General features: G+C 42.0%; 18 protein-coding genes and 1 pseudogene. 17 read left to right on the top strand and 2 right to left on the bottom strand.

Annotated elements, in window-relative coordinates; translation table 11 throughout:
- The first annotated feature begins 88 nt into the window (after positions 1 to 88).
- The 13 genes and pseudogenes from NX903_RS17000 (at position 89) to NX903_RS16940 (ending at position 14,251) form a co-directional block, all read left to right on the top strand.
- Positions 89 to 811, top strand: a complete 723-nt coding sequence (locus NX903_RS17000) for a lipoprotein YvcA (protein ID WP_134983074.1) — start codon at positions 89 to 91, stop codon at positions 809 to 811.
- A 5-nt stretch (positions 812 to 816) separates the two neighbouring features.
- Positions 817 to 2,724 (top strand): DUF6792 domain-containing protein, encoded by a 1,908-nt coding sequence (locus NX903_RS16995; protein ID WP_137201047.1) that lies wholly within the window; start codon positions 817 to 819, stop codon positions 2,722 to 2,724.
- Between the two features lie 14 nt (positions 2,725 to 2,738).
- A pseudogene (locus NX903_RS16990) lies at positions 2,739 to 3,097 on the top strand (hypothetical protein).
- Positions 3,098 to 3,261: 164 nt separating this feature from the next.
- A complete protein-coding gene (gene bmrA, locus NX903_RS16985; RefSeq protein WP_086344364.1) occupies positions 3,262 to 5,031 on the top strand; it encodes a multidrug resistance ABC transporter ATP-binding protein/permease BmrA in 1,770 nt (589 codons plus the stop codon).
- Between the two features lie 125 nt (positions 5,032 to 5,156).
- The gene (locus tag NX903_RS16980) at positions 5,157 to 6,611 is read left to right on the top strand and encodes a tetratricopeptide repeat protein (protein WP_086344363.1); all 1,455 of its coding nucleotides are present in this window, start codon (positions 5,157 to 5,159) and stop codon (positions 6,609 to 6,611) included.
- A gap of 380 nt (positions 6,612 to 6,991) precedes the next feature.
- On the top strand, positions 6,992 to 8,401 hold the full coding sequence (gene cwlO / locus NX903_RS16975; protein ID WP_024572238.1) for a peptidoglycan DL-endopeptidase CwlO: 1,410 nt from the start codon (positions 6,992 to 6,994) through the stop codon (positions 8,399 to 8,401).
- Positions 8,402 to 8,619: 218 nt separating this feature from the next.
- Complete coding sequence (trxB, locus tag NX903_RS16970; RefSeq protein ID WP_003228139.1) at positions 8,620 to 9,570, top strand: thioredoxin-disulfide reductase; 951 nt, start codon at positions 8,620 to 8,622, stop codon at positions 9,568 to 9,570.
- Between the two features lie 318 nt (positions 9,571 to 9,888).
- Positions 9,889 to 10,365: an 8-oxo-dGTP diphosphatase gene (locus NX903_RS16965; protein ID WP_010886622.1), complete on the top strand. Its 477-nt coding sequence runs from the start codon at positions 9,889 to 9,891 to the stop codon at positions 10,363 to 10,365.
- A 24-nt stretch (positions 10,366 to 10,389) separates the two neighbouring features.
- Positions 10,390 to 11,277: an RNase adapter RapZ gene (gene rapZ, locus NX903_RS16960; RefSeq protein ID WP_003243903.1), complete on the top strand. Its 888-nt coding sequence runs from the start codon at positions 10,390 to 10,392 to the stop codon at positions 11,275 to 11,277.
- Position 11,278: 1 nt separating this feature from the next.
- Positions 11,279 to 12,232 (top strand): gluconeogenesis morphogenetic factor, encoded by a 954-nt coding sequence (gene mgfK / locus NX903_RS16955; RefSeq protein ID WP_003244450.1) that lies wholly within the window; start codon positions 11,279 to 11,281, stop codon positions 12,230 to 12,232.
- 22 nt (positions 12,233 to 12,254) lie between these two features.
- Positions 12,255 to 13,205 (top strand): DNA-binding protein WhiA, encoded by a 951-nt coding sequence (gene whiA, locus NX903_RS16950; protein ID WP_003243775.1) that lies wholly within the window; start codon positions 12,255 to 12,257, stop codon positions 13,203 to 13,205.
- 23 nt (positions 13,206 to 13,228) lie between these two features.
- Positions 13,229 to 13,486, top strand: coding sequence for an HPr family phosphocarrier protein (locus NX903_RS16945; protein WP_003219835.1), 258 nt, complete (start codon positions 13,229 to 13,231; stop codon positions 13,484 to 13,486).
- Entirely contained in the window at positions 13,487 to 14,251 is a 765-nt protein-coding gene (locus NX903_RS16940) for an arylamine N-acetyltransferase family protein (protein WP_086344361.1), read from the top strand.
- A gap of 33 nt (positions 14,252 to 14,284) precedes the next feature.
- Here the strand turns inward: NX903_RS16940 and NX903_RS16935 are convergent, their stop codons facing one another.
- Positions 14,285 to 14,494 (bottom strand): hypothetical protein, encoded by a 210-nt coding sequence (locus NX903_RS16935; RefSeq protein ID WP_029318346.1) that lies wholly within the window; start codon positions 14,492 to 14,494, stop codon positions 14,285 to 14,287.
- Between the two features lie 146 nt (positions 14,495 to 14,640).
- On the opposite strand from NX903_RS16935, the gene psdR reads away from it, so the two are divergent.
- The 4 genes from psdR to psdB all read left to right on the top strand — a co-directional run bounded on the left by psdR (position 14,641) and on the right by psdB (position 19,195).
- Positions 14,641 to 15,354, top strand: a complete 714-nt coding sequence (gene psdR / locus NX903_RS16930) for a two-component system response regulator PsdR (protein WP_015384738.1) — start codon at positions 14,641 to 14,643, stop codon at positions 15,352 to 15,354.
- Entirely contained in the window at positions 15,348 to 16,418 is a 1,071-nt protein-coding gene (psdS, locus tag NX903_RS16925) for a two-component sensor histidine kinase PsdS (protein ID WP_086344360.1), read from the top strand. Before psdR ends, psdS begins: the two co-directional genes overlap by 7 nt.
- Before the next feature lie 82 nt (positions 16,419 to 16,500).
- Positions 16,501 to 17,280: a lantibiotic ABC transporter ATP-binding protein PsdA gene (gene psdA, locus NX903_RS16920; RefSeq protein WP_003228167.1), complete on the top strand. Its 780-nt coding sequence runs from the start codon at positions 16,501 to 16,503 to the stop codon at positions 17,278 to 17,280.
- A complete protein-coding gene (psdB, locus tag NX903_RS16915; protein ID WP_024571588.1) occupies positions 17,255 to 19,195 on the top strand; it encodes a lantibiotic ABC transporter permease PsdB in 1,941 nt (646 codons plus the stop codon). The genes psdA and psdB overlap by 26 nt, the downstream gene beginning before the upstream one ends.
- A 37-nt stretch (positions 19,196 to 19,232) precedes the next feature.
- On the opposite strand, the gene NX903_RS16910 is transcribed toward psdB, so the two are convergent.
- Positions 19,233 to 20,210, bottom strand: coding sequence for a 2-hydroxyacid dehydrogenase (locus NX903_RS16910; protein ID WP_015251153.1), 978 nt, complete (start codon positions 20,208 to 20,210; stop codon positions 19,233 to 19,235).
- Positions 20,211 to 20,393 lie beyond the last annotated feature (183 nt).

The following is a 20,393-nucleotide window of genomic DNA, read 5'->3' as shown; positions in this document are numbered from 1 at the left end:
TGAAATAATCATCTCTTAACCAGGTCAATAGAATTATTTTTGATATAAAAATAGAATACTATTCTCACAAAACCCGTGGAGGTTCGTAATGAAAAAGATCATCTTTATTTGCTTCAGCTTATTACTTGCCCTGACAGGAGGATGCAGTATGAATGACAATGATAAAAACAGCACAAATGACAATAAAACGGAAGCGGTAAAACCAAAAGACATGGATCCCAAGGATCTGCCTCAAGTACCTGCGTTTCAGGACGAGAAAACGAGAGAGTATATGGTGTCAACAAAAGAAGAGGAACCAGGATATTATTTGCTGGAATCTAAGCTGAAAGGGTTTAGGATGTTGTTTCCGGAGGATGGGGAGTACGTACCTGATCTTTCAAGTAAAGGAGAAAATGAGGAAACAATAGTATTTGATAGTTTCAATAAAAAAACTAACATTCAATATGACGGGCAATTAGATTATCATCAAGAAAAAAGTTTTGCGAATGACAAGGACACAATGCTTGACATTGTAAGCGGTAGAAATAGCTATAAAGGAAAATTCGAAGAAAGAGAGCTATCTGATAAAATTGTATATTCTGCTCAAAAGAAAAGTATTTTTGATGATGTAGATGAAAAGAATAATTTTTCTTATAGATTTTTTGGTTATGTTAAATCTAAAAAAGAGGATTATTTAGGAATAGAGTATTCTTTTCGTTTTTCTTGCTATAAGGGTAAAGAGGTTTGTTCATTAAAGGAAGAAGAAGCAGAAAAAAAAGTTCGGAAAATAATTGATTCTATTACCTTTTTAAAAGTTAAAAAGGAGAAATAGAGAAAATGGAAAATAAGAATATATTTGAAAATGAAAATGTAAAGCTGCGTTTAATTGACTTGGAGTACGATTATAAAGAAAGATTTGCTTCTGATACTGAAAGTGAAATAAAGAGAGCTAAAACAGATTTTGAAGTCGAGGTGCGTAGAATATACAAAGAAGAAACACATCGAGACCTTCCAAAAAGTGTGGAAATATACACATCTAATGAACTTATTAAAAAAAATTCGAAAATAGATACATCAATAAGAGAGTCCGGATATGATGGTACAGCTATTTATATTAAGGATGATAAACAACACGTTAATCAACTTCATATTATTTCAGAGGGGAGTGCTGATAACGAAGACTGGTCATACAATTTCTTTGGTCTCTTTTTAGGGATAGATGACAGCCAGTACCAAGCGACAAAAGAGTTTGTAAGAAATGCCAAAAGAGAAACAGAGAATTCTAATGATTTAAAGACCTTTGCTATGGGGCACTCACTGGCAAATAATAATCAGGTGATGGTTCAATTAATTGATGGAGAATTTGATGAAGTTTATGGGGTTAACGGAGCTCAAATAAGCGTTGACCACCTACTAGCAACTGATTTGAATTTGAGAGATAGGTTAATGCATAAATTTCATATTAGACGCTTAAAAGATATTAATGATATCCCGCCAGAAAAGTTAAAAAAAGAAATCCAAAAATATTATGAAGACAAAGGCGTCACAGCGAACATCATCCAACGCATCTCAAAAGATGACCCGCTGTATGGAGTCAGCGGCAAGGCCGATTTCATTACATTCGGTGATGTGAAGATGGCAGATACAAATACAAGTGTAAAAGGCATCCGAAACATTATGGATGGGGTTCCTGACGAAGATGTGAGGTCAATTCAAAAATTCCTTCAAAAATATAAGGATGACTATGAAAAAGACGGCTTGAACGGTTTTATAAAGGCAGCCAGCGGGATAGACATAGACCTGATTGAAAGAGTGAAAAACACAGACGGCGCTTTAAAGAAAGTAAGTGTCCTATATGAGCATTTTGATGATGTTAAGCAAATGTATGGCCGAATAAAAGAGGAACTGCCGTCGTTTTTAGGTTTTCTTCATACCTTGTTGAGAAACAGCGGACCGGTCGTAGATCAGTTAGCTGAAAATGGTTATATTGATGAAACGCAAAAGAAAGTGATCAAAAAAGAATTAACGAATATTAATGCGAGTATGCGAGGCATAGAATTACGGTACGAACATTTCATAGACCATCTAAAGCATGGCCAATTTATGCAAGCTTTAAAAGACGTTGGTGAAATAGTGGACTACGTAAAATCAATTCTGTCCTCATTGAAAACACTCGACACAGAAACAAAAGACGCACTAAAACTTATCGTCGACGGCCACAGTATCGTTCAAATGCTCAACGCCTTGTCAAAGGAAAAAGGCTTCAGCTATAAAGGTTCCGATATTTATTTTACAGGGAAGAGCGGCTCGGGAGAAACGATTCAAGTCAATCTCTCATCCGCTGTCAGAATCTATCAAAACGGTATGAAAATCGTTGAAGATTTGGAAGATGCGATTTCTAAGTACCAGAAGGTTTACAGTCAGGAAATCGATGAAGATTTCATAGACAAAAAGCAGGCGATCATCACGGCTATTCATCATATGGAAGAAAACCCTTCGCATTATGCCTTCGATCTTCAATTCCGGCTTGCAGCTGGTTTCAGCCACACATTCGATAAATTGGAGAAAATCTCAGTTCATGAATCATTTCACACAGGTGCGCTACCTGCTAATGATGGAATTGTTGCTGAATTAAAAAAACAGACAACAGAAAAAAGAGATTTTATCAAAAATATCCGCGAGAGTATTGAAAAGCTGTTTGAAAAAGAAGAAATGATTTCTCAGTTATTTGATTTTCAGCCTTAGGAGGAATATGAAGAGTGACTTCCTTATTTTCAGAAAGTGAAATAGAAATTGTATCAACGACCTATATGTTTCTTACCCAAGATGAAATGAAGGGGAAAGCGGGCACCCTCAATCAACCGATCAACGACTTTCTCAGCCTGACAAAGAAATTTGAGTCTTCATTAAAAGAGGAAATCAAAGGGCAAAAAGGGTTGATTGTAAAAAAATAAAAAAAGAGCTTGAGTCTAAAAGCGAAAAACGAAAAGCTGCCCTTGAGATGATAAAAGAAGAACATACCGCAAAAGTTGATCGATACAAAATGATAATTGAAGACCTGCGACAGCAGGATGTAACATTGACTTATAGAAAAAAGAAGCCTGTGAAAGATGTCTAACATAAAAATCTCCTATTCAAACAATGAGTGGGAGATTTTTATTTTGATCACGGTAAAAATATACTGAAAAAGTCTTTCTCCATTGATATGATTGAGAAAGAGTAAAAATCATCCTTTTGCTATGACTTTTCACCTTTCTGAACGCTGAAACAGGAGGAAAATATATGCCAACCAAGAAACAAAAATCTAAAAGTAAATTGAAACCCTTTTTTGCCTTAGTAAGACGGACCAATCCTTCTTATGGAAAGCTTGCCTTTGCGCTTGCCCTCAGTGTTGTAACCACGCTGGTCAGCCTGCTCATTCCATTATTAACGAAGCAGCTTGTCGATGGTTTTTCTATGTCAAATCTGTCAGGCACGCAAATCGGTTTGATCGCGCTGGTGTTTTTCGTTCAGGCGGGTTTAAGCGCTTATGCCACCTATGCGCTTAACTATAATGGACAAAAAATCATTTCCGGGCTGCGGGAGTTACTATGGAAGAAATTAATTAAGCTTCCTGTCTCTTATTTCGATACAAATGCTTCCGGAGAAACAGTCAGCCGTGTAACGAACGATACGATGGTGGTCAAAGAATTGATTACAACCCATATCAGCGGATTTATTACAGGCATCATTTCTGTCATTGGATCATTGACAATCTTGTTTATTATGAACTGGAAGCTGACACTGCTTGTGTTAGTGGTCGTTCCGCTGGCCGCTCTCATCTTGATGCCGATTGGCCGGAAGATGTTTTCTATCTCACGGGAAACGCAAGATGAAACAGCCCGTTTTACAGGCCTGCTGAATCAAATTCTCCCGGAAATCAGACTTGTCAAAGCTTCAAATGCGGAGGATGTCGAATATGGGCGCGGGAAGATGGGGATTTCCTCATTATTTAAGCTTGGCGTTCGTGAAGCCAAGGTTCAATCGCTTGTCGGCCCGCTTATCTCACTCGTGCTAATGGCAGCGCTTGTCGCAGTGATCGGATATGGCGGCATGCAGGTATCTTCAGGCGAACTCACGGCGGGAGCGCTCGTGGCTTTTATTTTATATTTGTTTCAAATTATAATGCCGATGGGCCAGATTACAACGTTTTTCACACAGCTGCAAAAATCAATCGGTGCAACAGAACGAATGATTGAGATTTTAGCAGAGGAAGAAGAAGATACAGTGACAGGAAAACAAATTGAAAATGCGCATCTCCCTATTCAGCTTGATCGCGTGTCTTTTGGATACAAGCCTGATCAGCTGATTTTAAAAGAAATCAGCGCCGTCATTGAAGCAGGTAAAGTCACAGCGATTGTCGGTCCGAGCGGCGGGGGGAAAACGACGCTGTTTAAGCTGCTTGAACGTTTTTATACTCCGACTGCAGGGACCATTCGACTGGGGGACGAGCCGGTCGATACTTACTCGCTTGAATCGTGGAGGGAGCATATCGGGTATGTATCACAGGAAAGCCCGTTAATGTCCGGGACAATCAGAGAAAATATTTGCTACGGGTTAGAACGAGATGTGACGGATGCTGAGATCGAAAAAGCCGCGGAGATGGCATATGCGCTCAATTTTATAAAGGAGCTGCCGAATCAGTTTGATACAGAAGTAGGCGAACGCGGCATTATGCTGTCAGGCGGACAAAGGCAGAGAATCGCAATTGCGAGAGCGCTTCTCCGTAACCCAAGCATTCTTATGCTCGATGAAGCGACCTCAAGTCTCGACAGCCAATCTGAAAAATCAGTTCAGCAGGCGCTTGAGGTGCTGATGGAGGGCCGAACAACGATTGTTATCGCTCACCGCCTATCTACCGTTGTAGATGCGGACCAGCTATTGTTTGTTGAAAAAGGGGAAATTACCGGTCGTGGAACACACCATGAGTTAATGGCTTCCCATGGTCTTTATAGGGATTTTGCTGAACAGCAGCTGAAAATGAATGCGGACTTAGAAAACAAAGCCGGGTAAATTTTGGTCGAATCAGCCAATAAAAAAGAGGAGGGATTTTCCCAATCCTTCCTTTTGAACTATTGAGGGGCTTACGATTTATGGTATACTACTGACGGTAATATTGTATAAAACGGAGGGTAGTTGTGGGAAAACACACTTCTGAACATAAAAATCACGCACAAATTGTCCAGCTGCTTCAAGATGGACAATATTTTTTTCATAAAGGCTTGAAAGCGTATAAAGAGCGCAATCTAAAACGGGCAAGCAAACTGATTCAGCGCGCGGTTCATTTGGAGCCGGAGGATTCAGAGATGCTTTCACAGCTTGCGGTCATTTATTCGGAAATGGGCCAGTATCAAGAGTCGAACGATCTTCTTGACTATATCATGGCAAATCTGGAGGCCGAAATGCCGGAGTGCCATTACTTTAAAGCGAATAACTTTGCCCATCTGGGGCTCTTCCAGGAAGCTTATAAAGAAGCGGCCGCTTATTCTGATGCGGACCCGGATGGTGAATTCGCCGAAGAAAACGATAGTCTGCTTGATTTGCTCGATTTAGGAGACGACGGCATTGAAGATTCGTTGTATGATCACGATGAACTGCTGGTGAAACAGGATCGGGCAAAGTCATTGCTGGAAAGCGGCCAGCTTGCTGAAGCGGTTGCGGCGCTTGAGGAAATCACAGCTGAATATCCGGAGCTTTGGTCAGCATACAACAATCTCGCGCTTGCCTATTTCTATTCTGGAAACGTTGTAAAAGCGAAGCAAACCGCTTATGAAGTGCTTTCTCATAATGAAGGAAATCTTCACGCCTTATGCAATCTTCTCGTTTTCTACTATTATGAAAGAGAAGACGAAAAAGTGGTGGAATTGAGTGATCAGCTCTCCAATGTCTATCCGATGCTAATGGAGCAGCGTTATAAATTGGGTGCTACTTTGGCGCTTGTCGGCCGCTACGAGATCGGATATAAATGGCTCAAATCATTATATAAAACCGGCTTTGAAGGTGACGACACCTTCTTTTACTGGCTTTCCTGCTCTGCTTATTTTACGGGACATACCGACTTTGCCGAGACGATCTGGAGAAAAGTCGAGTCGCAATATCCCGGCGAAGACCGCCCGGCGCCTTGGATTGAGCGGAGGGAAGCTCTTCCTTCATCTGTGGAGCAGCGTCTCGCAGCCTATTATATCAGCAGCACAAAGGGAGAAACAGAGCATCTTGAAGCGGTGATACGCTCAAAGAGAATTACCGCTCCTTTTGAAAATCATTTTGTAAAGCTGCTTCTAAATGGAGATTCTGCGGCTGCTGACGTTTCAGAGGATGCACTTTTCGCCTATCAAACGGTCAAATTATTAGAGCAAGCTGAAAAAGAAGAGATGAAAACAGAAGTCATGAGCTGCTGGGTTTTCCATGTCATCCAGCAAATTCGTGCAGCTGCTCCGTTGAAGAATGAGAAAGGCTGGGCAGCAGCCATCTGTTATATTTGGAAAGAAGCCCATGGCAAGCAAGACACGAAAAAAGACACAGCGGCCCGATTCGGCATCTCTCCGGCAACGTTGACGAAATATATGAAATATATTGATGATATTCTAGAATAGTAAATTTTAAAGAGTCGATTTATTTAATCGACTCTTTTTTTGTTTGATAGATTATATTAAGAAAATAATATCGACAGTTTTTTTACACGCTTAAGAAAAATGACAAATGATGTGTGACTTGACATCTGTTTGAAACATAAATGTAATAAAATTTATCGCTAATTTGTCGAAACTTGATGGTATAATGATTCTCGTACATAAGGAATTAGTGTTTTTTACATATGATGTGAAATAAACGCTATACAACCAGAATAAGAGATGCACAGAATAATTAACCATAAACAACCATCATTCCTCGTAGAGTATGAGGAACGAAACTTGATGTTCAAAATACGATTCCAAATGAGGACAGGTTCACAGTAAAAGGGAGGATATAAAAAGTGAGAAAGAGTTTAATTACACTTGGTTTGGCTTCCGTCATCGGGACAAGCAGTTTTTTGATCCCATTTACAAGTAAAACTGCATCGGCGGAAACATTAGATGAAAAGAAACAAAAAATCGAAAGCAAGCAATCTGAGGTTGCTTCCAGCATTGAAGCGAAGGAAAAAGAATTAAGTGAGCTTCAGGAAAATCAATCAAAGATTGAAAAAGAACTGAAAGACATTAACGCTAAGGCGCTTGATACAAGTAACAAGATCGAAGATAAAAAAGAAGAAAACGATAAAACAAAAGAAGAAATCAAAAAACTGAAAAAAGAGATTAAAGAAACAGAAGCACGTATCGAAAAACGCAATGAAATCCTGAAAAAACGCGTTCGTTCTTTACAGGAAAGCGGCGGATCTCAAGGATACATAGATGTTCTTCTAGGATCAACAAGCTTTGGTGACTTTATCTCTCGTGCGACTGCGGTTTCATCTATTGTGGACGCAGACAAAGATTTAATCAAACAGCAAGAGCAGGATAAAGCGAAGCTCGAGGATTCTGAAGCGGATTTGAATGACAAGCTGAAAGAAGTTCAAGCTGCATTGGCTAAATTAGAAACAATGCAAAAAGACCTTGATAAACAGCTTAATGAAAAAGACAAGCTTTTCGACGAAGCAAAAGCAAGCCAGAAGAAAACGGCTAAAGCGATTTCTGAATTAAAATCAGAGGCGTCTGAACTTGCAAATCAAAAAGCAAATACTGAAGCTGAACAAGCACGCATCAAAAAAGAACAAGAAGCAGCGGCTGCTTTGATCAAAAAGCAGGAAGAAGCACAAAAAGCATCTGATGAAACACAAACAGATGACAGCCAAACGGCTACAACTGAATCAGCAAAAGCAAGCTCATCTGATGATTCTTCAGACAATTCTTCTAACGGTTCATCAAACAGTTCGTCTAACGGCTCATCTTCTAAGAAGAGCAGCGGCTCAAACAGCAATTCAGGCGGCACTGTTATCAGCAACTCTGGCGGAATTGAAGGCGCGATCAGCGTTGGTTCAAGCATTGTAGGACAATCTCCGTACAAGTTTGGCGGCGGACGCAGTCAGTCTGATATCAACAACCGTATTTTTGACTGCTCATCATTCGTACGCTGGGCATACGCTTCTGCAGGTGTTAACCTTGGACCTGTCGGTGGAACAACAACTGATACGTTAGTTGGCAGAGGACAAGCTGTCAGCGCATCGGATATGAAACGCGGAGACTTAGTTTTCTTTGACACATATAAAACAAACGGTCACGTTGGAATTTACTTAGGAAACGGTACTTTCCTAAACGACAATACATCTCATGGTGTATCTGTTGACTCTATGAGCAATCCTTACTGGAAAGCAGCATTTAAAGGCGTTGTAAGACGTGTTGTTCAATAATAAATAAGACAAGGGCCTTCTATGGACAGAAGGCTCTTTCTTTATTAATATACATACCCTTTTGAAATACATTTAATCGCGTTTCGAAAAAAATGAGCAAAAAAATAGCGTATCACCATGAGATTTTATAGGATATGGGTAAGGAATACGTTTGATGGGGATTCTTATCTTATAAGAAAGAGCCCAAACTTGAAAAGATGGTTTAAGGAGTGAATAGTGTGTCAGAAGAAAAAATTTATGACGTGATTATAATCGGCGCGGGCCCTGCTGGGATGACGGCCGCTGTATACACATCAAGAGCGAATTTATCGACATTAATGATTGAAAGAGGAATTCCTGGCGGACAAATGGCCAATACGGAAGATGTAGAAAACTATCCTGGATTCGAAAGTATCCTTGGGCCTGAGCTTTCTAACAAAATGTTTGAACATGCGAAAAAGTTCGGCGCTGAATACGCTTATGGCGATATTAAAGAAGTCGTTGACGGCAAAGAGTATAAAGTAGTCAAAGCCGGCTCAAAGGAATATAAAGCGCGTGCCGTCATCATTGCTGCAGGTGCGGAGTATAAAAAAATCGGCGTGCCTGGCGAAAAAGAATTGGGCGGACGCGGTGTATCTTATTGTGCAGTATGTGACGGCGCTTTCTTTAAAGGCAAAGAACTAGTCGTTGTTGGCGGCGGAGATTCCGCGGTTGAAGAAGGCGTATATCTGACTCGTTTCGCTTCAAAAGTAACGATTGTTCACAGACGTGATAAACTCCGTGCTCAAAGTATTCTTCAAGCGAGAGCATTTGATAATGAAAAAGTTGACTTCCTATGGAACAAAACCGTGAAGGAAATTCATGAGGAAAACGGCAAAGTCGGTAACGTAACGCTTGTCGATACGGTAACCGGTGAAGAAAGTGAATTCAAAACAGACGGCGTATTCATTTACATCGGCATGCTTCCTCTGTCTAAACCGTTTGAGAATCTGGGCATTACGAATGAAGAAGGCTACATCGAAACAAATGACCGCATGGAGACAAAGGTTGAAGGAATTTTCGCTGCCGGAGACATTCGCGAAAAATCACTGCGCCAAATCGTAACGGCTACAGGAGACGGAAGTATTGCGGCGCAAAGCGTACAGCATTATGTTGAAGAGCTTCAAGAAACGCTGAAAACCTTAAAATAAAAAGGGCTGTCATACGAGTTTCACATTACGTTACTGGGTTTTAATTCCGCTGTAACACATGTGTAATGCTTTTCGGTTATGATTAATAAAGTAATTGACCCCCTTTTTATAATGAATACACTTTTTTGGCACGGATTCTCCAGTTATCCGTGTCCTTTTTTTGTCCATAAATAAAAGATGAATGCCAGTTACAGCAAAATCATCTGAATTAAGGAATGAATATGCTGTAAAATAGAAGAAAAGATTGTCAATGTCTCTTCATTGTGGGAGGCATCTTGAAGCGGTATAATAAAGAGACGATGACAGGACGAAGGTTAGGTGACGTACTTGCAAAGAGTGACAAATTGTGTGCTTCAGACGGATGACAAAGTTCTTCTGCTTCAAAAGCCGAGACGCGGATGGTGGGTCGCGCCGGGAGGCAAGATGGAGAGCGGAGAATCAGTCAGAGACTCCGTCATCAGAGAGTACAGAGAAGAGACTGGTATCTATATCATAAATCCTCAATTAAAAGGCGTTTTTACCTTTATTATTAAAGACGGTGACCACATTGTCTCCGAGTGGATGATGTTTACGTTTGTCGCGGATTCTTATACAGGACAAAATGTATCAGAATCAGAGGAAGGCAAACTGCAGTGGCATGATGTCAATGACATTCAGAACCTGCCTATGGCCCCTGGAGACGGCCATATCCTTGATTTTATGATGAAGGGACAAGGGCTGCTGCACGGCACATTTACGTATACACCGGAATTTGAGCTGCTCAGTTATCGTTTAGACCCGCAGCACATCAAATAGAAAGACAAGTCAGGGGGGAGAAAGATGAGTGTTAGTGAATCACATGATATTCAGCTTGTCATTATAACCGGAATGTCGGGAGCGGGGAAAACGGTCGCGATCCAAAGCTTTGAAGATCTCGGCTATTTCTGCGTCGATAATCTTCCGCCTTCATTGCTTCCGAAGTTTTTAGAGCTGATGAAGGAATCAAATTCGAAAATGAGCAAAGTTGCGCTCGTGATGGATTTGCGCGGCCGCGAATTTTTTGACCGGCTGATTGAAGCGCTGGATGAAATGGCCGAAAATCCGTGGATCACACCGCGAATTTTATTCCTGGACGCGAAGGATTCCATTCTCGTCACAAGATATAAAGAGACGAGACGCTCGCATCCGCTGGCAGCGACTGGCCTGCCGCTTGAAGGCATCGCGCTGGAACGAGAGCTGCTTGAGGAATTAAAAGGCCGCTCTCAAATCATTTACGATACGTCTGACATGAAGCCGCGTGATTTGCGTGAAAAAATCGTGAAGCACTTTGCGACAAACCAAGGAGAGACATTTACCGTAAATGTCATGTCATTTGGTTTTAAATACGGTATTCCAATTGATGCAGATCTCGTCTTTGATGTCAGATTTTTGCCGAATCCGTACTATATCGAAAGCATGCGGCCGCTGACTGGCAAGGATAAAGAGGTTTCCTCTTACGTCATGAAGTGGAATGAAACGCAAAAGTTCAATGAGAAATTAATTGATCTGCTGAGCTTTATGCTTCCATCTTATAAAAGAGAAGGAAAAAGCCAGGTTGTCATTGCGATCGGCTGCACAGGGGGCCAGCACCGCTCTGTGACATTAGCCGAGAATTTAGCTGATTATTTCAAAAAGGATTACTATACTCATGTTACTCACCGGGACATTGAAAAGAGAAGCCGGAAATAAGATGGGACAAAAGCCGAAAATCGCAATCTTTGGCGGCGGTACTGGTCTTTCTGTATTGCTTCGGGGCCTAAAGCATAAACCCGTTGACATCACGGCCATTGTAACAGTTGCCGATGATGGGGGAAGCTCTGGCCGTCTGCGGAATGAACTGAAAATTCCGCCTCCCGGAGACATCAGAAATGTGCTTGCCGCTTTATCCGATGTGGAGCCGCTTGTTGAAGATCTTTTTCAGCACCGCTTCAATAAAGGGAATGACTTAACAGGTCATTCTCTCGGGAATTTGATTTTGGCAGCGATGACAAATATAACCGGTGATTTTTTTCACGCTGTCACAGAAATGAGCAAGGTGCTGAATGTAAGAGGAAAGGTTTTGCCGGCTGCCAATGCCAGTGTCGTTTTGCATGCTGAGATGGAAGACGGCCGCGTGGTCTCAGGCGAGTCAACGATCCCGGAATACGGACAGCGTATTAAGCGTGTTTTTCTCACGCCTGAACAGATTGATCCGCTGCCGGAAACAATAGACGTGATCAGGGAAGCGGATTTGATTATTATCGGCCCGGGAAGCCTCTATACAAGCATTCTTCCCAATTTGCTCGTCCCAAAAATCGGGGAAGAAGTGATAAAGGCGCCGGCGAAAAAAGTATACATTTGCAACGTGATGACTCAGCCCGGCGAAACGCTCCATTACACCGCTGCTGATCATGTGAAAGCGCTCAATCAGCATATGGGCTGCGGTTTTATTGATACGATATTAGTGAACAGTGAAGACATTCCCGACGAAATAAAGCGTAAGTACGAAATGGAATCGGCGCGTCCTGTTGATTTTGATATTGAAGAGCTGAAAGCGATGGGGCTTGAAGTCATCAGAGATCAAATTGTAACGTATAAAAATGACGTAATACGTCACGATACACATAAAGTGGCCTCTCTTCTTGTTGATTTACTGAAAGAATGAAGCCTTGAAATGAGGTGGCTATATGTCATTTGCATCAGAAACAAAAAAAGAATTAACGAATCTGGAAGTGAAGGACTGCTGCATTAATGCCGAGCTGTCTGCACTCATTCGGATGAATGGAGCTTTATCATTTACAAACCGCCATCTCGTACTCGATGTTCAAACCGAAAACGCGGCGATTGCCCGCCGCATCTATACATTGCTGAAAAAACAATATGATGTGTCGGTCGAGCTGCTGGTCAGAAAGAAAATGCGGCTGAAAAAGAATAACGTCTATATTGTGCGTTTTTCAGAAAATGCAAAAGCGATCTTAGAGGATTTAAAAATACTCGGGGAGAATTTTGTGTTTGAACGAAGTATTTCGAAAGAGCTGGTCAAAAAGAGATGCTGCAAGCGTTCTTATATGAGAGGAGCATTTTTGGCAGGAGGTTCGGTCAATAATCCGGAAACCTCCTCGTATCATTTAGAAATCTTCTCTCTTTATAAGGAGCATAACGATTCATTATGTGACCTGTTAAATGAGTTTCAGTTAAACAGCAAAACGCTTGAACGGAAAAAAGGCTACATTACCTATTTAAAAGAGGCTGAAAAGATTACAGAGTTTCTGAACGTAATCGGCGCTCACAATTCGCTTCTGCGATTTGAGGATGTCAGAATCGTTCGGGACATGAGAAATTCGGTCAACCGCCTCGTCAATTGTGAAACAGCCAACTTAAACAAAACGATCGGCGCATCGCTGAGACAGGTGGAAAATATTAAATACATCGATGAAAGAATCGGCCTGGAGGCGCTGCCTGAAAAACTTCGGGAAATTGCGCAGCTTCGGATTGATTATCAGGAAGTGACGCTGAAAGAGCTGGGGGAAATGGTAGCAAGCGGGAAAATCAGCAAATCAGGGATCAATCACAGGCTGAGAAAACTTGACGAAATCGCAGAACAGCTGCGGACAGGGCAAACCGTCACTTTAAAATAACCGTAAAGAAAAGGGGAGATCTTATGGTTCAACAGAAAGTGGAAGTTCGATTAAAGACAGGACTGCAAGCACGTCCTGCTGCTTTGTTTGTACAAGAAGCAAACCGGTTTACGTCAGATGTGTTTCTTGAGAAGGATGGGAAAAAAGTAAACGCCAAAAGCATCATGGGGCTGATGAGCCTTGCGGTAAGCACAGGCACTGAGGTTACCTTGATTGCCCAGGGAGAAGATGAACAAGAGGCGCTGGAGAAGCTGGCTGCTTACGTTCAAGAAGAAGTTTAGGTGATAAAAATGAGTGACTTTCTAAAAGACTGCTTTCAGAAAATCGGCTGGGAGAAAGATCATGTCAGCTTTGGCGATCTTCCCCTTTTTCTTAAAGCAATGGCATACCGTTTTCCATTCGAAAACCGTGCCGTACTTGCAAAAGAGAATTATAAGATCACAAAAGAAGAGCTATGGCGACGTCTGCTCAAAGATCAGCACGGCGGCCTATGCTACGATCTAAATGGTTTCCTTTATTTTGTCTTGCGTGAGGCCGGGTTTCATGTGAAGCTCATTCGAGGAACGGTTTATGCAGGCAATCAAGAGGGATGGGCACTAGAAGGGACGCATGCTGCTGTATGGCTGTCTGCGGAAAACGGCGATTACCTCGTTGATATCGGCTTCGGCATCAACCTGGCGCTCCAGCCGATACCGCTTTCCGGAGAAACGGTACAGTCACCAGTCGGGTCATTCCGAATCAAAAGAGAAGAGACAGAAAAGGGCAGCCATGTTCTGCTGATGGACAAGGGAGAAGGCTGGCAAATCGGGTACGCCTTTACTCTTGAAGAGAGTGATCTCGGTGATTTAGATAACATGAAGGACATCATTCACTCTCATGAAAAATCTCCTTTTAACAAATCCCCGCTTGCCTCAAAGCTGACGCCGAGCGGAAGGATGGTCATGTCAGAGCGCCATTTTACGATTCATGAAAACGGCAGTGACATTCAAAAAAGTGACATTGGCCCTTCAGAATTTGAAGAGAAATTAAATACTCATTTTTTGTAACGTGAAAAGCTTGCAGGATCTGCAAGCTTTTTCTTATGAACAAGTGTAGATTGCTGTATCAAATGCATCTTCTGGGATATACAGTTTTCCCTTTTCGTATTTATAAGGAATTTCATTCTCTTTAAAACACTCTTTTTCATATTCAGTTAGTGTATCCCCAATTTCTATGTATTTCCCGGTATAGTTGGGCTGACATGCTGAAAGAATTGACGTCATTGCCAGAAACAGCATGATTTTCTTCATCACGACACCTGCCTATTATGAAAATTTTACCTTTATCATTCTATTATAACAAAAAGAAAAAGTCCGATTTACTATTCTGCACATGCTATAATAATTTTGGAATCTTCTAGAAAAATCATCGTGATGTACATATAAGGGGGATCAACGTGTATCGGATTTTGCTTGTGGAAGATGATGAGCGGATTGCTTCTTTGCTGGGCGGTCATCTTCAAAAATACGGATATGAAGTGAAAATTGCTGAACAGCTGAATGATATAAAATTGGAATTTGCAGAAATGAAGCCTGATCTTGTGCTGCTTGATATCAACCTGCCTTTTTTTGACGGGTTTTATTGGTGCAGGCAAATCCGTACCATTTCCAATGCGCCGATTATCTTTATATCGGCACGGACCGATGAGCTGAATCAGGTAATGGCGATTGAAAATGGCGGCGATGATTATATCACAAAGCCGTTTCATCTAGAGGTAGTGATGGCCAAAATCAAAAGCGTCCTGCGCCGCACATATGGTGAATATTCGCCCTCTTTGCCGCAGGAATCTAGAATAGTGGAGCTTGGTGGGCTGACGATTTATCCTGATCAAAATGAGGCCGAATGGAACAGCTCCCGTATTCTGTTTTCCCAAAAAGAATTTCAGCTTCTCTCTATTTTTGTGAGGGAGCATAAAAAAATTGTTTCTCGTGATGAACTATTGGAGGCGTTATGGGATGACGTTGATTTTGTCGATGACAATACGTTAACGGTCAATGTCAACCGGCTGCGGAGAAAACTGGAGAATGCCGGACTGAAAGATTGCATTTCCACAATCAGAGGACAAGGCTATCAATTTCAAGTCAATCGGAAGGATGAAGCGGAGTGTTAAAGACTTATCTCATCGACCGCTTAGCCATTATTCTATTTTCATTATTAGGGATAGGATCCGCCATGCTGATTGCGCATTTAAGCATTGTAGAGAGCGGCGCAGAACCTTCCAAAGAAAATATGATGTACATATGGATTTTGCCCGGTACTCTTTTAGCCGCAGGTTTTGCTGTTGATTATGTTCGGCAATTTTCCTTTCTCACATATGTTAAAAAGCTTGCAGAACAAGCCTCTTCTTCGAATGACATCGGACAGTCTTTGAAAGCCAGAAAGCCAAGAACAGGAGAGCAAGCGCTTTGGACGAAGATGATCAACGCACTCGGGCAGCAATACGAAAGCAGGCTCTCACAATATATCAATCAGCAAAAACAGCATTATACCTTCACCAACCAATGGGTCCACCATATGAAAACACCGGTATCCGTCATATCCTTAATGATTCAGGAAGGAAAAAACGGAACTTCATCCTCTTTTCCGACGTTTTTAGAGGAGCTGGAGGATGAGAATGAGAGATTTCGCCACGGTCTTGATATGATGCTGCAAACGGCCCGGCTGGAGGAATTTGCATTTGATGTAAAGCCGCAAACCTTTGATTTGGCAGAAATGGTTCGTTCACTGATCAATCAGGAAAAACGTCAGTTTATTAAACGGCGCCTTTTTCCAACATTACATGTGCCGCCAAATGCCGTTCAGATTTCCAGTGATCAAAAGTGGCTTTCCTTTGTTGTTGAGCAAATCCTTTTCAACGCCTTAAAATATTCAAAGCAAGGTGTGGGAGACCCTATTACAATCCGGATTGAAACACAGGGACATGAGACGCGCTTGTCGGTTGCCGACGAAGGAATCGGCATACCGCCGCAGGATCTGCCGCGGATTTTTGACGCGTTTTTTACCGGAGAAAACGGACGAACCATGAAAGAGGCAACTGGAATGGGCCTTTATTTAGCAAAACAGGTGTGCAGCCGTCTCGGCCATAAGCTGTATGCGGAATCAAAAGAAGGGGCTGGCACTGTGATGACCATCGTGTTTTCAAGTGACACCCTCGTGAATGTGACAGCATTGTAAGGTTGGGGAGCGGAATTGCAAGAAAGTTCGATGGGAGGATGCTGACTTCCTTTTTATAATAAAGAAAAAGGAGGAGCAGAACATGAACGTGTTGCAAACAACGAACCTATCGAAAACGTACTATTCAAATAAAGGAACAATATCATACCAAGCGCTCAGCGCCTTTGATCTCAGTGTGTCAAAAGGGGAATTTGTCGGGATTATGGGGCCGTCGGGAAGCGGAAAAACCACGCTTTTGAATTTGCTGGCTACCATTGATAAGCCGACCCAGGGCGAGATGATGATCAACGGCATTCAGCCGAAAACGTTAAAGGACCAAGAGCTGGCTTTGTTTCGCAGAAGAGAACTCGGCTTCGTCTTTCAGGATTTTAATCTGCTTGATACGCTGACGATTCGTGAAAATATTCTCTTGCCGCTCGCATTGGATAAGGTAAAGCTGAGAGAAATGGAAGCCCGATTGGATGAACTGGCGGATACGCTGCAAATCAAGCACATTCTCGATCATCGCACATATGAGGTGTCGGGCGGACAGCAGCAGCGGGCAGCCTGTGCCAGAGCGATTATTCACAATCCGGCGCTCATTCTTGCCGATGAACCGACAGGAAACCTCGACTCAAAATCGGCAAAGCAAGTGATGAACACACTGGCTCAGCTGAATGAGGAAAAGGAAGCGACGATTCTGTTGGTTACGCATGATGCCACAGCAGCAAGTTTCTGTAAACGAATTGTTTTTATTAAAGACGGACGTTTCTTTTCAGAGATTCACAGAGGAACAAACAGGCAGGTGTTTTATCAAAGTATATTGGATACCTTGAGTGTGTTGGGAGGCGATTTTCATGAATTTGAGAACTATCGCCCGTAAAAACATTCTTGGGAATCTGCAACGGTATGTGGCCTACTTTTTAAGCTGTGTGTTTGCCGTTTCGGTGTTTTTTGTCTTCACATCATTTATTTTTCATCCTGATGTCAATGAAGACAATATATATGGCGGAAGCCTTGTCAAAACATGCTTGAGCGCAGCTCTTGTCGTCATCATTGTGTTTTGTATATTTTTCATTACATATTCCAATTCAGCGTTTTTGCAGGCAAGAAAGAAAGAGTTTGGGCTGCTGACACTGTTTGGCACATCAAAGCAGCAGCTTCGCAAGATGATTTATTATGAGCAGTCACTTATTTCTCTTGCGGCGATTGCGGCCGGCATTGGAGCAGGCCTGTTATTTTCAAAACTGTTTTTTATGATCATGACATGGATGCTCAGCGTGAAGGTGCCGATTTCGTTTGCCATTGTGCCGAAAGCGTTTGTGATGACAATTGCCGGCTTTCTCATCCTGTTTCAGACGCTGCTCATTTTATCACTGGGACGGATTCGGAAGCTGGAAATCATTGAACTGATTAAATCGGCCAAAAAGCCGAAAAGTTTGCCAGTTTATTCGAAATGGCTCACTGTATTGTCTTTGCTATGTCTTGGCAGCGGTTATTATCTATCTGCAACAGCCAATGCAATTGACATGATGTTTCGGGTTTTTCCAATTTTGATTTTAGTGTTAATTGGCACGTATTTCTTTTTTACCCAAAGCAGTGTGGCGTTTTTCCGCATGCTGTACCGAAAGAAACACAGCTTCTACAAAGGCACGAATATCATTGTGCGTTCCAACATGATATTCAGGCTGAAGGATCATGCACGCATGCTGTTTTTAACCTCTGTCATTACAGCGGTCATATTAACAGCTACAGGTGTCATCTATATGTTTTATTCCGATTTACAAAGGCAGGAGGAGCAAAGCATTCCTCAGTCTGTTTCCTGGGTGGAAAAGGATGCTTCCCGCTTTCAGGTCATGAAGCCTGAGACAGCTGAGAATACATTGAAAAAAGCTCATGCTGTTATCAAGTATAAGGTGGATGCCACAGGGATTCCTGTCACTTTTCAGTCAGACTTGCCGTATGGAAATAAGAAGATGGAAGCGGAAGCTTTGCTGATTTCAGAAAAAGTCTATAATCAAGTCGCAAAGGAAAAAGGGTTCCCAGTTATTCATTTACAAGAAAATGAAGCATTTATTAATGTTTCTTTTCAAATGATGGTGAAAGACACATTTGGAGAAGGGGAAACAGCAGCATTTCATATGAAGTCAGGAAAAACCCTTTCCTACGTCATGAAAAAGCAGCAAAACAAAGGGATATTGATGTCTGTCGATGGAGTCAGCCGTTTATTGGTTGTCAGCGAAAAGAGCTTTGACAGTCTGTCACAGGATGTGCCGCTGAAGGAACAGATGAGAATGGTAGGTTATGAGCTTGAGCATTGGCAGGAGACGGTGGATGTCTCTGAAAAGCTTGAAAACATGGTGCCGAAAGAACATACATCTGATTTTCAAACACGTGCTCCCAGTTATCAAATTGTAAAGCAGGGAGTTGCATTAATGCTGTTTATTGGTCTGTTTGTCAGCGTGCTGTTTTTTATCGTGCAAGGAAGCATGCTGTATTTGCGGATGTTTACGGAAATAGAAGATACGAGAGTGCAGGTGTTAGCCTTAAAAAGGATAGGGGTTACGGACAAAGAGATTCACTCGATCCTTGGAAAGCAAATAGGATTTTTATTCTTCATCCCATTTATCGCAGGTACGATTCACGCGGGCTTTGCGTATGCAGCGTTAAGTAATATGCTGAATTCCAATTTATTTCTTGAGGCCGTAATTGTCATCTTCATTTATTTTGTATTCCAAGCTCTTTATTATATCGTTACCCGTCATATTTATAAGCGTGCTGTTCTTCAGCGTATGTAATATGAAATCCGGTCTGTTATCAGACCGGATTTTTGATTTATTGAAATTCTCTTGTGAGATTTTTCGGTGTTTGCCCTTGGATCGCTGCGAGCATATTTTCGGCAGCCTGTTTGCACATGTTGAAGCGCACTTTAGCTGTTGCTGAACCGATATGAGGAAGCAGCGTGACATTATCCAGCTGCAGGAGCGGATTATCTTGGGTGACAGGCTCTTTTTCGTATACATCTAAGCCGGCTCCCCTGATCCAGCCTTCCTGAAGAGCGCGAATCAGTGCTTTCTCATCAACTGTCTTTCCCCGGGAAATATTGACGAAAATTGCTGAATCCTTCATCAATTTAAATTCGCGTTCTCCTATCATGTGATAGGTTTCGTCAGTCAGCGGCGTAATGAGAAGAATAAAATCAGATTGCTCCAGCAATGTATCAAGCTCTGCATACTTAACGCCGATGCTGTCTTCTGTTTCTTGTTTGCGATGTCGGTTATGATAAAGCACTTCCATATCAAAACCAAATTTGGCGCGTCTCGCTGCTTGTTCTCCAATTCTGCCCATGCCGATAATGCCTAACGTTTGATGATGAACATCAATTCCGAAAAGCGCTTCCTCTTCCACGGTCCCCCATTTTCCTGCTCTGACAAAACGGTCCAGTTCGGCAACACGTCTGGCGGAAGATAGAATCAGTGAAAAAGCCAGATCTGCAACTGTGTCATCCAGTGTATAAGGTGTATGAGTCCCGACGACTCCTCTTTCTTTCATTGCTTCTATATCGAAGTTATCGTAGCCTACTGATTGGTTGCTGACCACTTTGAGCTTAGGCGCGTGTTCCAGCAACTCACGATTGATTGACGGTCCGGACGTCCCTGATGTTAAAAGCCCCTCCGCTTCTTTTAATTTTTCAAATAGCACGTCACTCGGAAGCGTATCCTCCTGCCATACTTCATAACGGCAATGTTCACCGATGAATGCTTCAATCTCTTCAGGAATCGGTTTTGTGATAAATACAAATGGTTTCAACAAGGCTCCCCCTTTATGGCTGTTGTCTAATTCATTATATCGGAAATAAATAGATGTTAAAAATATAGCTGCGTTTTTAAAATTTCTGGTTCTTTTGAACTTAAAATGAAGATCGAACAGCTAAATCTGCTTAAAAAAGTTTTTTAATTATCAGAATTCACCCATATTTTTTGTCAGACAAATCAT

It is taken from the genome of Bacillus sp. FSL R5-0576 (genome assembly GCF_038004765.1).
Classification (GTDB): Bacteria; Bacillota; Bacilli; order Bacillales; family Bacillaceae; genus Bacillus; species Bacillus subtilis.
This window is presented reverse-complemented; position numbering and strand designations above follow the sequence as displayed.